This window comes from Gimesia fumaroli, from assembly GCF_007754425.1.
In the GTDB taxonomy this organism is placed as follows: Bacteria; Planctomycetota; Planctomycetia; order Planctomycetales; family Planctomycetaceae; genus Gimesia; species Gimesia fumaroli.
The window spans coordinates 640,806-653,956 of the sequence record NZ_CP037452.1 but is presented as its reverse complement, the minus strand read 5'-3'; the positions used below and the strand labels follow the sequence as shown (position 1 = coordinate 653,956).

Annotated in this window: 11 protein-coding genes; 4 read left to right on the top strand and 7 right to left on the bottom strand. The window is 49.5% G+C overall.

Features of this window, described 5'->3' with window-relative positions; genetic code table 11:
• Positions 1-99: 99 nt before the first annotated feature.
• From Enr17x_RS02560 to Enr17x_RS02545, 4 genes are all read right to left on the bottom strand, one after another.
• Complete coding sequence (locus Enr17x_RS02560) at positions 100-1,857, bottom strand: hypothetical protein (RefSeq protein WP_145305667.1); 1,758 nt, start codon at positions 1,855-1,857, stop codon at positions 100-102.
• Between the two features lie 201 nt (positions 1,858-2,058).
• Positions 2,059-2,583: a DUF1572 family protein gene (locus Enr17x_RS02555; protein ID WP_145305666.1), complete on the bottom strand. Its 525-nt coding sequence runs from the start codon at positions 2,581-2,583 to the stop codon at positions 2,059-2,061.
• Between the two features lie 26 nt (positions 2,584-2,609).
• Complete coding sequence (locus tag Enr17x_RS02550; RefSeq protein WP_145305665.1) at positions 2,610-3,773, bottom strand: ROK family transcriptional regulator; 1,164 nt, start codon at positions 3,771-3,773, stop codon at positions 2,610-2,612.
• A gap of 842 nt (positions 3,774-4,615) precedes the next feature.
• Entirely contained in the window at positions 4,616-5,512 is an 897-nt protein-coding gene (locus tag Enr17x_RS02545; protein WP_145305664.1) for a mechanosensitive ion channel family protein, read from the bottom strand.
• A 307-nt stretch (positions 5,513-5,819) separates the two neighbouring features.
• Here Enr17x_RS02545 and Enr17x_RS02540 point away from each other — a divergent pair, with 307 nt between their 5' ends.
• Genes Enr17x_RS02540 through Enr17x_RS02530 form a run of 3 tightly spaced genes read left to right on the top strand, consistent with a single transcriptional unit; the run spans position 5,820 to position 8,567 of the window.
• Positions 5,820-6,764 (top strand): peptidylprolyl isomerase, encoded by a 945-nt coding sequence (locus Enr17x_RS02540; RefSeq protein WP_145305663.1) that lies wholly within the window; start codon positions 5,820-5,822, stop codon positions 6,762-6,764.
• Between the two features lie 49 nt (positions 6,765-6,813).
• Positions 6,814-7,719: a succinylglutamate desuccinylase/aspartoacylase family protein gene (locus Enr17x_RS02535; protein ID WP_198000933.1), complete on the top strand. Its 906-nt coding sequence runs from the start codon at positions 6,814-6,816 to the stop codon at positions 7,717-7,719.
• A gap of 29 nt (positions 7,720-7,748) precedes the next feature.
• A complete protein-coding gene (locus tag Enr17x_RS02530; RefSeq protein ID WP_145305661.1) occupies positions 7,749-8,567 on the top strand; it encodes an SDR family NAD(P)-dependent oxidoreductase in 819 nt (272 codons plus the stop codon).
• Positions 8,568-8,569: 2 nt separating this feature from the next.
• Here Enr17x_RS02530 and Enr17x_RS02525 read toward each other — a convergent pair whose 3' ends face one another.
• Positions 8,570-9,526 (bottom strand): N-acetylglucosamine kinase, encoded by a 957-nt coding sequence (locus Enr17x_RS02525; RefSeq protein WP_145305660.1) that lies wholly within the window; start codon positions 9,524-9,526, stop codon positions 8,570-8,572.
• Between the two features lie 47 nt (positions 9,527-9,573).
• Positions 9,574-10,497 (bottom strand): N-acetylmuramic acid 6-phosphate etherase, encoded by a 924-nt coding sequence (murQ, locus tag Enr17x_RS02520; protein ID WP_390622561.1) that lies wholly within the window; start codon positions 10,495-10,497, stop codon positions 9,574-9,576.
• Positions 10,498-10,659: 162 nt separating this feature from the next.
• On the opposite strand from murQ, the gene Enr17x_RS02515 reads away from it, so the two are divergent.
• Entirely contained in the window at positions 10,660-12,132 is a 1,473-nt protein-coding gene (locus tag Enr17x_RS02515; protein ID WP_232100922.1) for a sodium:solute symporter, read from the top strand.
• Positions 12,133-12,157: 25 nt separating this feature from the next.
• On the opposite strand, the gene Enr17x_RS02510 is transcribed toward Enr17x_RS02515, so the two are convergent.
• Positions 12,158-13,120, bottom strand: a complete 963-nt coding sequence (locus tag Enr17x_RS02510) for a ribonuclease H family protein (RefSeq protein WP_145305657.1) — start codon at positions 13,118-13,120, stop codon at positions 12,158-12,160.
• Between the last annotated feature and the right edge of the window lie 31 nt (positions 13,121-13,151).

The window sequence follows — 13,151 nt, the reverse complement described above, 5'->3', positions numbered from 1 at the left end:
CCTACTGTCCTCTGAGCGACATCGATTTGCAAGCGCAACTTCTCCAGGGAGTCTTAATTTCGCCTAATTTCGAATCAGGAACTAATCCCTCATCATCGCTTACAGACCGGGCGGATGAAATAACGGGCTGGGATCCGCTTGTGATAACTGCAAACGATCTGCAGTCTGTACATCTAAAAACACAGCAGCAGCCGGATCTGCAAAAACCAGCCGCCACCCGGGATTTGCTCCCATTCCCCGAATTTCATCGCGGGAATAACGGCTATCCAGAATCACTACCGGCAACTGTCCCTGTTCATCCAGAAGAACATAGGCCCAGTTTGTGTTCCCTGCCGCCATTTGCTGTTGGATTTGTTCATAGAGCTGAAATGTTTCTTTCGAATTCACCTCCAGGCGACCATCGAAAAATACTTTTCGTTCCGGGCCATTATGAAAGATATAAACGGCCGCCTGTCCCATGTTGGAAATAAAAGCGCGATTTGGCATTCCGGGCTGGCCGGTAAATTTTGCTGCTGCGTGCGCATACCATGCTTTCTGTTCTCCTAAGCCCAGAACCTTACCTTCACCTCCCCAGCGCGCCCAGTGGCCCGTTAAGATGCTTCCTGTCAGAAACAGAAAGACGATTGTGGAAATCCCCTTGCCTGCGATCGACTTCGTCAGCCAACAGGATTTCACGGTGGAAGTTCCAGGAAGCACTCCGGTTGCCGTTCGGAAAGACACCGTCAAGCGTATCCAGTCAGAGACATTATCACACAGAATGATACCGGCGATCAGCGAGAAAATTCCAGTATTCCGTGACGCCTTCCAAGCCAGATGAGTAAAGGCAATGAAGAGCAGAATGCGAAAAGGATTGACGCGTTTCCTGATCAATAAAGGAAAGAAGCTGCTCAGCGTCAGTAAAGCCAACAGCACCTGTGAGAATAAATACAGATTTCGTAATCCGTACTGCCTGATGAAATTGATTGGAGGCTGAAATTCACCAACGCGAATCGAATAAAAGGACTGGTCAACAGAAAACTTTTCATAGAGCGTTAACGGAAACAACACCCCCTGCTCCAGATAAGGATTCAGAAAACAGGCCAACCCTGTCAGCACACCAACTCGGACGAAGGTGATTCCGGAAATGGTTGTCGATGGTACTTCGATCCCAAATCGTCCTTGTGCCCAGACACGAATCAAATGATCAATGACAAAGAGCACACTGACCACTAGCCCCAGCACAAACAATGCATGGCTATTCACCCAGAATATAGTAATCAGCGGAATCAACCAGATCAGTTTTGGGCGCGTCTCGACACGACTGATGACATACATCCAAATTGCCAGATACATCAGAGACAACATTTCCGGACGAACCAGAGACCGACCGGAGATACAGATAACGGGTAATACCCATAACAGCGCTTTCCACCATACAGGAACTGCTCTTCCCGCAGCAAACCAGGCAAAGCTAATTGTCAGAGACAGGCAGAAGGCTTTGGTCAGAATCAGTAAATCAACGCCTCCCCAGCGATACAGCCAGATGACCAGAATCTGAAAACCCCAATGCAGATCAATCCAGGGGCGATCAAAATCGACAAACGTAAACCAGTCGAAATAAGGGACCGTACCACGTTCCAGAATCAATTCTCCTGTTCGTAGATGCCACCAGATATCCATGTTCCTTAACGGAAAGCAGGAAATCAAAAATGACCAGATCAACAAGAGGGCTAAAAAAAAGAGCTCAACAGGCAGACGCCCTGTGTTTTGAAAATCGGACTCCATCGACACACAGGCTGCTTGTTTGGTCCCCTGTTCCTTTCGAAGCGAACTTTTTTTTCGGGACTGATTTTGAGACCGCTTTGCTTTGCGGGACATAACACAAACGCCTTTTGCCTGACTTGATCAAGGAACAATACTGCTGATGAGGCTATTGTAGCGTGTTCTGAGCCACCAAAAAACGAAACAGGGGCGTTCCCGAAAATTCTTTGTAAGCCAGATTATGAACCATTCAGTAATCGATTGAAAGAACATCTTACGAATGTGTTTTACAGATTACATGGCGAGATAGCACATTGCTTAAATTGGAACGCGCCGCTTTTCAGAATCGGGCGACCAGTCAAACTGATACTGGTCGCCGGTTTGCAGGCGGGTCAGGTAAATAATCTGATGTGTATGTCCTACAAAATGCGGTACGGTATGTGATAGCGCTCCCAGAACCGAAACAGAGAATCCCTGGATCTCGCGTTTTTCCAGCAATGTACTCGCAGAGAGGGACTGCATCACCTGGCATGCCTGTTCAATCGTGTGGTTCAGCATGATTTCCAGCTCGTCGCGGGTGAGTCGCCTCTCTGATGAGAATTCCTGCTCCCGTTGACGCTTATCCTCAAGCCCGTTGATTCCACAGACAGCCCACTGGTTCAGGTTGCCACAGAGATGCAGCATGAGGTTGCCAACACTGTTCAGGCCGGTCTCCGGACGCCACCAGATCTGATCCAAGTCAAGCTGGTTCAGACAATGTTTGATTTTGTGACGCGACTGCTCCAGCAAATGGACCAACTCCTGAATGAATTCATGAGTAATCTCATCAGCAGATGGAGCCATGAAGTGCTTTCCTGTCTCAGTCAGAATTAAGTCAGGCGTGGTCCCAATCCATTCGCCAGATGATTAATAATCCCTGCGACAGCACCCAGATATTTATTCCCTTTGGAACGCTCAATATCGCAGGAACTGGAAGACGGTTTTAAAGCCCGGCTCTTGGCCTTTTGCGTCATCGTGTCGAACACATCATCACTCAGATCAAACAAACGAGAGGCAATGAAAATATTAGATGGGTTAAAGATATTGATCGCCGCTGCGACGCCGATCGCCAGGTATTCAATCGTGCGATCCAATTCTGGGGTGATATCAAGTTCTCCCTGCTGCACCATTTCTTTAATCGCATCGAATTCCAACTCTTTTCCGACACGTTGAGAAACAGAATGTGTTAAAGCCAGATCGGTTGCGACCGTTTCCAGGCAGCCCTGATTGCCACATCCGCAAACACGACCTCCCTCAGGTTCGACTGTGATGTGTGCAATCTCGCCGGCAAGACCATGTTGACCATCCAGCAACTGACCTCCGGTAAACACTCCCATCCCGAAGCCGGAAGTAACATCCAGATTGATAAAGTCATCCATTGCCTGACCAGCACCATAGGTCTTTTCAGACAGACTTAATGAGGTTGATTTCTGGACCAGAATACATTCCAGATCGGTTTTACTGGCAATATCAACGGCGGGCGCCTGCCCGTCCACAATATGCAGGTTCGAAGCCAGAAAAATCCGACCATCATTACTGTTAACCAGACCAGGAACCGTAATCCCCACTCCCAATGCAGGAATATTCTCTTTCTCAACCAGATGCCGAATTTTTCCTGAAATGGTTTCGATCAACTCTGAATACGTCTTGGGAGTCTTGAATCGGTCCAGCTTGTCTTCATGCAAATGTCCATCCAGACCGGAAGCAACAACCGAGCAGTAATCCCAATCCAGAACCACACCAATGACCTGTGCACTGAACCGAGGTAGCTGCAGCAGTTTCCCAGGACGACCCACTGAAAATTCAGCCGTTTCCCGCTCCTCCAATAGCCCGGCATCGAGTAATGCACTGACTGCTTTTGAAACAGTTGGCGCACTGATTCCGGAACATCGCATTACATCAGCACGTGTTAAAGTTCCCTGGCTCTGGATCACTTCCAAAACCTTACGAACGTTCATTTTTCGTAATAAACTCGGTCGGTGTGGAGATTGCATAGTCACTCTACGTATTAAGAAAGAAATGAATTTAACAATGACAGATTGCTAAATTGATTAACAAATCAGTTGAACTGCATTACAAAAAGCGAGAACGGGCCCTTACTAGACTGGCATACTTGGAATGCCTGAGTTGCAGGAAAGTAAAACGTCCTGTCGTTGTAATTTAATATGATACGGAATCTTCATATAATTACAAACGCCCCGCAAATCATTAGTATTCATTTTTTCATGTTGGGATATTTGAGCTCGAAGTTTCAGATATGAAACTGGCAGGAAGGATTGGCCCGATTTTAGTAAACAAACAGACCCGATTGACCAAATAGAAGTCAACTCGGGCCTGCTTGAGTTGGCAACTACCACACTTGATCAACCGGGTATGTAAGTAGCACGGTCTAACCGTTAAGGGACAGTCAATATTTAGAATGAGAGCATAACTAAGTGTTTCCACCAACATACTCTAATCAAGTATAGAACACACCCGGAGAACATGCGTGGAGGTATCACTCTTAAAATACGCAGTTTACGTCACCCAGGAAAACCTGACTATAGTTCACTCACCTCATATCCCGTTCTGATAAAGACTATTAATACTAAAACGCAAATAAAATCTCAGAGTAACCAAAACTCTGAAAAACAAGTCCTCTTATTACGAAAATGATCTGACGGAAGTGGGAGAAGATCAGGGTTTTCGCTGGTTAAATCAAAAGGAATTCCATTTAAGCAGGCAATTCCTTAAAACCGGCTACTCTGCCAGCGATATTGGAGCCTATTATTGCACAAAAAACGCCTCAAGACAGCCCCCCTGAGACGTTGAAATCTTGATGACATGCTAGACAGCGCTATTCGTTCCCGGCTGATGCCTCGTTATAAACATGTAAATCTCGTGTCGGATAAGGAATATTAAATCCGTGCTCATCAAAGCCCAGTTTGATTTTCTCTGTCAAATCCCAACGGGTTGCCCAGTAATCGGCATTTTTCACCCAGGGACGGACCACAAAATTCACACTGCTGTCCCCCAGTTCATTCACTGCAATGATCGGTGCAGGATCTGACAGCACACGCTCATCAGCCTGGACGGTTTGTTCCAGAAATGATTTCACTGCTTTCAGATCATCATCGTATCCACAGCCAATGACCAGATCGATGCGCCGTGTTTCTTTTTTAGAGTAGTTCCTTATCGTCCCGCCTGTGATTTTGGAATTGGGAAGGATAATCGCAATATTGTCAGCCGTTCGTAAATGGGTGGAAAAGATCTGAATTTCTTCCACGATCCCCGCGGTATCCCCTGCTTCGACATAATCGCCGACTTTAAATGGCTTGAACAGGATCAACATCACGCCGGATGCAAAACTGCCCAATGTTCCCTGGAATGCCATTCCGACAGCAAAACCTGCTGCAGCCAAAACCGCTGCCAGCGATGTTGTATTGATTCCCAGCTCCGATAACGCAGCCAGGATCACGATCACCATCAAGATCGAATAAATAATATTTGCGAGAAAGCGAGCCAAAGTAACATCTACTTTCGCCTGATTCATCAACCGGTTACAAAAGCGACTTAAAATATTGGCGACCCATTTTCCCACCAGGAATATCGCAAGGGCCACTACAATATTGATTCCCAGTTGCGTCCCTTGTGTGGCCAGATACTCTTTGACAGTAAGCCAAAGATGATTTGCCGTTGTAATGGGATCTTTAGGAGTGATCGCCTCTTTCTGAGCGAATAATAATGACCACATGGTCTGGTCCCTTTCTGAAATAAAAACGATGAGAAAATGAAATGGCAAAACGACGATCGTCGAACTGAATACCAGGATCACCATTACTGTGTGCAGCCTCAGGCTGGCACGATTCTATGAGGTTTCCCACGCCAGTCCAACTTAGAATTTCATTATTTTCCCATGCAGATTCAGGCTGACACCTTTGGAGGGAAATGCCATAATGACTCCACAAAACAGTTCAGATCAACTACAATCAATGCAATACCAGTAGTAACTCGTATTCTCTGAGTTCTGATCAAATTCTTATTTGCAGGAAGCAATCCATATGTCTATCCCTTTCCGCATCAGCCTGATTGTCAGCATCTTTGCTGTAGGGATCACACTCTCCTCCCTGTCTGCTGCCGATCCGGAGAAAAAGAACACTGATTCTTCAAAAGTACTCGTCACTGTCAACGGCCAACCTGTGACCCAGGCCGATCTGGATTTTGCTTACCTTTCGCGCGGTATCGCCAATGCCCACCAGGCTGCCAGACAGCAAATTCTGGAAGGTCTGGTCAATCAGCGGTTAATCGAAGCCTTTCTGGCGCAGCAAAAAATCACCGTCCCACCACAACAACTGGACGAGAGCGTTTCGCGGGTAGAAAAAATGATCCGCAAAAAAGGGGACAATCCTGAGCAGGTCCTTGCCAAAATGGGATTCACCCCGGAAAAGCTGCGTGCGGCGATCGCACTTCCCCTGTCGTGGAACATTTATGCTAAACGAGAAATCACACCGGCCCAGATGCAAGCCTATTTCGACGCACACCGGGAAGAACTGGACGGGACACGTGTGGAAGCCAGTCACATACTTTTGAAGTTGCCACCAAATGCAGATCAGGAATCAGTACAACAGGCCAAACAGAAACTAGCTGACCTCCGCAAACAAATCCTGGCCGGAACACTTACTTTCACCGCAGCCGCCGCTCAACATTCAGAAGCACCCAGCAAAAATGAGGGAGGCAAACTGGTCACATCGGCTTATCGCGGTAAAATGCCCGTTGTTCTAACAGAACAGATTTTCCCATTAAAGGTCGGCGAAATCAGTGAGCCCTTTCAAACTCCCTTCGGCGTTCACATCGTCACACTCAAAAAGAAACATCCTGGTCAATTCAGTCTGGAAGATGTACGGGGAGAAATTTTTAAACTCCTCTCCCGCTCTCTGTGGGACACCACCATTCAAAAACTACGCAGTACCGCCAAAATCGACTGGAAGACAGACTCTCCTAACTAGAGGCGCTCCTCAATACTCAACTTACCCACCCTGGTTGAGAGAATCGCATATGCCCCCTAATAAACTGATTGAGACAATCAAGATCGAAGGTACACAACCGGGGCAACACCTGCTGATACTGGGAGGCGTACACGGAGATGAATACGAGCCGATGGCCGCCATTCGGCTGCTCAAATCACAAATCAATCCCAACCAGCTTACCGGCAGAGTGACACTGGTCCCCGTCGTGAATCAGCCGGCCTATGAACGTTTCCAGCGGTGCGGGCCGGATGACCTCGATCTGGCAAGAACCTTCCCTGGCTCAGAGGAAGGTTCAATCAGCCAGCAAATTGCCGCTGAAGCAACGCAACTCATTCAATCAGCTGACTATCTGATTGACCTGCACACGGGAGGTGTGATTTCAAAGCTGGCTCCCTTCTCCGGATACACGCTGCACTCTGACCCCATGGTTCTGGAAACACAGCGGCGGATGGCGCGGGCCTTTAACCTGCCCGTCGTGTGGGGAACGTCGGCGCACCTGGAAGGTCGCTCGCTGTCAGCGGCCCGCGATCATCGTGTGCCTGCAATCTATGCCGAATGGAGTGGCGGCAGTGGCTGTGACCCAGAAGCCGTTTCCGGTTATGCAGCAGGGTGTCTGTCGGTGATGTCTGAACTTAAACTGCTCGATCGTGACGTTGAATTAAAGCCCATTTTGCATCACATCGAAGATAACCGCCAGGAGAGTGGCCATCTGCAACTCCAGAACCATGCACCGATGTCAGGCTTCTTTGAACCAGCAGTTCGGTTGATGGACCCGGTTCATGCTGGTGATCAACTGGGAACAATCTGCTCCGTGACCGGCGATACAGTCACTCCTGTCACTGCCAGCCAGACAGGTGTTGTGCTGGGACTGAGAACACTGCCTTATGTCAAACAAGATGAATGGCTGGCTGTGATTCTGGAAACGGAACGGTAAACCACAATGGAGAACCAGAGGACCCAGACATGAATGAACGACCCGTTGCCATGATCACCGGCGCAGCAGGAGGCATCGGCGGTGAAACGGCAGTCCGCTTCGCTGAACGAGGCTATGATTGCGTTCTGCTGGCACTCCCTTCAGATGAATTAGAACCGGTCACTAGCCGTATCGAGCAAGCCGGCGGTCAGTTCCTGTCTTGCCTCGGCGATCTCACAGACCTCAAATATGCTCAATCCGCCGTTGAACAGTGTATGGCAATCTGGGGACGCATTGACGTACTTGTCAACAATGCCGCCTGGCGTGAAATCACCACGATGCGAAAGATTGAACTCGCCAGTTGGGAAAAAACCTTACGCGTCTGCCTGACTGCCCCTGCCTTCTTATCACGCTGGTGTGCCGAACAGATGGAACCTCAAGGCAGGGGCGTCATTATTAACGTCTCCAGCATTCAGTCCCAGATGGCAGCCGGCATCAGTCCGGCTTATGTCGCCGCTAAAGGCGCACTGGATTCACTCACCTACGAACTGGCAACGCTCTATGGTCCTGCAGGCATCCGTGTGCTCAGTATCAATCCCGGCGCCATCGACACCGCTATGGGCAAAGACATCGCCGTTGACCAGCAACAGACAACGGCTGACAAAATCCGTCAGGCTTCCGAAGAGATGATCCCCCTGCGCCGCTGGGCCCATCCCCGGGAAATCGCCCGCAGTATTGTGATGCTCGCCAGTGACGATGCCAGCTATCTTACGGGCACTTCGATCACCGTCGATGGTGGCTGGAAACAACAATGCTCTCCCTATCCAATCAAGCATCTGCAACTTCCTGATGAATTCCCCGCAGAGTAACTTTATTCTGCCGCATTGAGACGTCTGATTGCAATTCGAATTGCCCCCAGACTGGAATCATCGACACACTCCACAGACGAAGGTTCTCTCTGTTGAAAGTGTAGCTGTTCTAAAAGTGAAACCCGGTATTCGCGCTGCTGCAGCAACAGCCCGCCGGTTAATGCCAGCGAATAATTTTCTTTGGTCAAATGCAAGCGGGAAACAACCACTTGAACCAACTCTGCAAGTTCTGTCACCGCCTGCTGTAGTATCTCACGCGCCACATGATCTTCGTTTTCTGCCGCCTCAAACACCAGCTTCGTCAGTGCGGCAATATCGCTACGTTTGCTTTTATGATCATAGACGTAACGAATCAAAGCACGCGGATCATCCAGACCCAACGCGTGAAGAATCATAGACTGCAAACAGGTTTCCCGTCCGAGCCCATCGACGGCTTTTGCAATTGCTTTCAGTGCCGCCAATCCAATCTGATATCCGCCCCCTTCATCTCCCAGTAGATATCCCCAGCCTCCCGCGCGAGCAATTTGACCAGTTTGATTCATTCCATATGCCAGCGAGCCAGTGCCTGCAATCAATGCCACACCGATTCCCTCGGGTGTTCCCGCGGCCAATACGGTCTCAGCATCGGTAACAACATCGATTTGTTCTGCGACTTGATTCTCCTGCGCCCAATTCACCCACGTCTGCTGTTCTTCTGCACGACCGGCTCCTGACATGCCCATACACAAGGCAGCCACCCTTCGGGGCTGTGTACCAGTAGACTGAAATGCAAGCTCAATCGCCCGTTGGACTGCTGCCGCCGCTGGCACGATGCCAATGGCATTCAAATTCGAGGCGCCTGCTGTTCCACGACCCACGACATGAAAATCGCCTCCCTCAGAAAGAACCGCAAGAGACGCCAGAGTCTTGGAGCCACCTCCGTCAATTCCCAAAACGAGTTCGTTCGAGTGCAGTGACATGCTTCTGTTATTTCCCCCTGGAGACGGCAGACGTTTTAAATCAAAACTTAAACGCCCTCTGCTCCTTCCAAAACCTGTCTTAGGTGACCGTGCGCCTGTTTGAGCAGTTCTCGCGCGGTTTCCGGTGAAACGTTTCGCTTCACATGCACAATCGCCGTTTTCAGTTCTCCTTGACATGCTTCCAAAACAGACTCGGCTGCCTCGCGTGATAAACTGGTAAACGCCATCAAAATTCGGATCGACCGTTCGATCAGTTTCTGATTTGTCGCCCGCAGATCAACCATTAAATTACCATAGGTTTTTCCGATGCGGACCATCGCCCCTGTCGTCAGCATGTTCAATACCATTTTGGTCGCGGTTCCCGCTTTCAAACGGGTCGAACCTGTGACCACTTCCGGGCCCACAACCGGACAGATCGTCAAATGGGCGACCTCTGCCAGTTGGTTTTCCTGATTGCACGTTAACGCAATCGTCTGCGCCCCCTGCTCTTGTGCATACTTTAAACCGGCAATCACGTAAGGCGTTCGCCCGCTGGTCGCAATTCCTACCAGCACATCATTTTTGTTGAAGTCCAACTCTTCCAGATCGGCAACCGCGAATTCCGGTCGATCCTCGGCCCCTTCAATGGCATTCGTAAGTGCCTGTTTACCGCCGGCGATCAATCCCACCACAAGCTCGGGAGGACTGTTAAACGTTGGCGGGCACTCGCTGGCGTCCAGCACACCGAGCCGTCCCGAAGTACCTGCCCCCATATAAATCAGACGCCCGCCTTTTAAAAAAGCGTTAGTAATCAGATCAATGGCGGCGGCAATGGTCTCTGCTTCCGCTTCAACGGCAGCGGCGATCTTCGCGTCTTCTGCATTCATTAACTGTACGATTTCCAGACTGCTCATCGAGTCAATCTGATCCGAAGCCGAGTTACGTTGTTCTGTTGTTAAACGATCTAACATGTTGATTAGCCTGTCAAAAATACGATCTGCCAGTTACTATGATAACCGGGTTTTTGATTCCCGAAAGGATGCAACCCACCAATCTGGTCTTGATTTGTTAAAAGCCTTTGATTGATCCTGTCCTGCGTATCGTTCATCGCATTCTAGCCAGACACACATTGAATTGAATCAGGTATCGCCTCTGTGAACATTGCCATTGGAACTGTCGACCTGCTAATTCTCGGCCTGTATCTGATTGGCGTCGTGATCTTCGGTTCCTGGGTTGGCGGAAAGCAGAAAAATCTGTCCGACTACTTGCTCGGCGGAAAAACGCTTCCCTGGTGGGCCATCCTGGGCTCGATTGTTGCGACGGAAACCAGCACGGTCACATTTCTCAGCGTACCGGGCATCGCCTATGAACCGGGAGGCAATCTGCAGTTTTTACAACTGGCACTCGGCTTTATTGCCGGACGTTTCCTGGTCATTCTGTTTTTGCTCCCGCTTTATTTTCGCGGAGAAATCTATTCCGCTTATGAAGTGTTCAAAAAGCGATTCGGCGGGACGACAGAACGTACGGCTTCACTGGCGTTTATTGTGATGCGGACTCTGGCCGATGGACTGCGACTGTATCTGACAGCACTGGTGCTGGAAAAGGTAGTCGGCATCCCGTTGACTGCCTGTGTTATTACGATTGGTATCGGCACCATTATTTACACCTGTCTCGGTGGAATGAAGTCAGTCGTCTGGAACGACTGCCTGCAATTCGTCATCTATATTGCGGGCGCCGTTTTTGCGTTCGCCATCATCATCCAGGCACTGCCTGATGGCTGGAACGAATACCAGCAATTCGCGGTCACACATCATAAGTGGACGATGTTCAATTTTGACTGGAACCTGTCTGATAAATATACCTTCTGGGCCGGTTTGATTGGGGGACTGTTCCTTTCCATGGCCACACATGGTGCCGACCAGCTAATGATTCAACGCTATCTGGGTGCACGAAGCCAGAAGGATGCCGCCAAAGCCCTGGGAATCAGTGGGTTTGTCGTTTTCGCACAATTTGCTCTATTCCTTTTATTAGGAATTGCCCTCGCCGCCTTCTACGATGTCTTTCCGCCCAAAACCGCATTCCAGAAAACAGATGAAGTCTTTGCGACCTTTATCATCGACAATCTTCCGGTAGGCATTAAAGGACTGACGCTGGCTGCCGTCTTTGCTGCCGCCATGTCAACACTCTCCAGTTCACTCAGTTCCACTACAAGCGCTCTGGTCAATGACTTTTATTTGCCGCTGAGCTCAACGACAAAAAAACCGGCAGAGCTGGTTACCATCAGTCGTGTCTTCACAGCTTTGTTTGGAGTGGCTCAAATTATCGTCGGCATCGCCAGTCAATCAATCTCAGAAAGCGTTGTCGGGAGTGTATTCTCCATCGCCGCCATCTCAACGGGCCTCATTCTGGGAATCTTCTTTTTAGCAACCTTCAGTAAGCAGGCATCACAGGCTTCTGCACTGGTCGGTTTTCTCATCGGCTTAATCATCGTGCTCTTCGTGGCGTTCGGTATGAAAGAAGAAGTCGCCTGGCCCTGGTATACACTAATCGGAGCCAGCACCGTCTTTATCGTCGGAATAATCGGCAGTGTATTTCTTCCTCAAGTTAATCAACCTACCGATGAATGAGTTCTGACTTAGACCGTACGCACCGCTACTGTCCGCGCCAGAGGATTTGATCGGAAATCGCCAATTGCTCTTGCGCCGCAGCGATGTCACTCTTAAAGCGGCGGGCATCAACCGGATACCCCTTGGTCGGCTTCAAGTCAGGTACGTGCTCCGACCAGTACTGATTGAACAGCTCCATCATCACTTCGCGCGTATACTTGCAAACCATTGAAGAAACCGCCACCGGGAAATGGTCTTCTGCTTTTGTCTGAAAACGTATTTCCGTGTTTCCCACTTTATAGACACTTTTTGCCGTTGATTCTTCCATTCGAAAAATCATCTCCCCATCGAGAACTTCATCCAGAAACTCATCATAGCGATTCCGACCGCCATGTTTGTCACCAATAATAAGTATGGGCTCTGCCGTTTCCCGGTCCCAGACACGTGTCAACAAGTGCATACACAGCCGCGTCAGCAAAACTCCTTTACTGCCATATTCCCGGCACAGACGATTGAAGCGTGCGGGCAAAACAATTTCAGAACAAAATGCCTGCAACTGAATTCCCGCAGTAGCGAGGGCTCGTTGCAGATCCTGTTGCGACTGGTCTATCGACTCGGCTGCAACCGTTGCAGGTATCGCGAACTCACCATTCCCATTCCAAGGCTGCTGCTGAATTTCCGCGAGGTGTTCGGGAGAAGCCACCAGTAAACGCCAGAGCGTCTCTAAGGATGTCAGCCCTTCGGCCCCATTGAATTGTTGCAGAAACGGTAACGTCGATCGCTCCAGCGGCGCCAGACCGGCCGAGGAAGAATGCACCTGTTTTGAATCGGCCACGTGCAACTGACTCGATTTTTTACCGGGCTTCTTTTGCGAAACGACCGATTCCAGTGCTTGCCAGAAATCAAACTCACGCGGGTCTCCCGGCACTTCCCATAAACTCGCCGTAATCACCAGCGGTCCCAGATTGGGGCCGTAGCCCGCTTCATCCATGCCGATCACATAACCCATATACTGCCCGCGAATTCTTAAGTAAAATCAA

Coding starts and splice junctions, on each gene's coding strand:
- Enr17x_RS02560 (WP_145305667.1), bottom strand. CDS start 1,857: ATGTCCCGCAAAGCAAAGCGGTCTCAAAATCAGTCCCGAAAAAAAAGT.
- Enr17x_RS02555 (WP_145305666.1), bottom strand. CDS start 2,583: ATGGCTCCATCTGCTGATGAGATTACTCATGAATTCATTCAGGAGTTG.
- Enr17x_RS02550 (WP_145305665.1), bottom strand. CDS start 3,773: ATGCAATCTCCACACCGACCGAGTTTATTACGAAAAATGAACGTTCGT.
- Enr17x_RS02545 (WP_145305664.1), bottom strand. CDS start 5,512: ATGTGGTCATTATTATTCGCTCAGAAAGAGGCGATCACTCCTAAAGAT.
- Enr17x_RS02540 (WP_145305663.1), top strand. CDS start 5,820: ATGTCTATCCCTTTCCGCATCAGCCTGATTGTCAGCATCTTTGCTGTA.
- Enr17x_RS02535 (WP_198000933.1), top strand. CDS start 6,814: ATGCCCCCTAATAAACTGATTGAGACAATCAAGATCGAAGGTACACAA.
- Enr17x_RS02530 (WP_145305661.1), top strand. CDS start 7,749: ATGAATGAACGACCCGTTGCCATGATCACCGGCGCAGCAGGAGGCATC.
- Enr17x_RS02525 (WP_145305660.1), bottom strand. CDS start 9,526: ATGTCACTGCACTCGAACGAACTCGTTTTGGGAATTGACGGAGGTGGC.
- Enr17x_RS02510 (WP_145305657.1), bottom strand. CDS start 13,120: ATGGGTTATGTGATCGGCATGGATGAAGCGGGCTACGGCCCCAATCTG.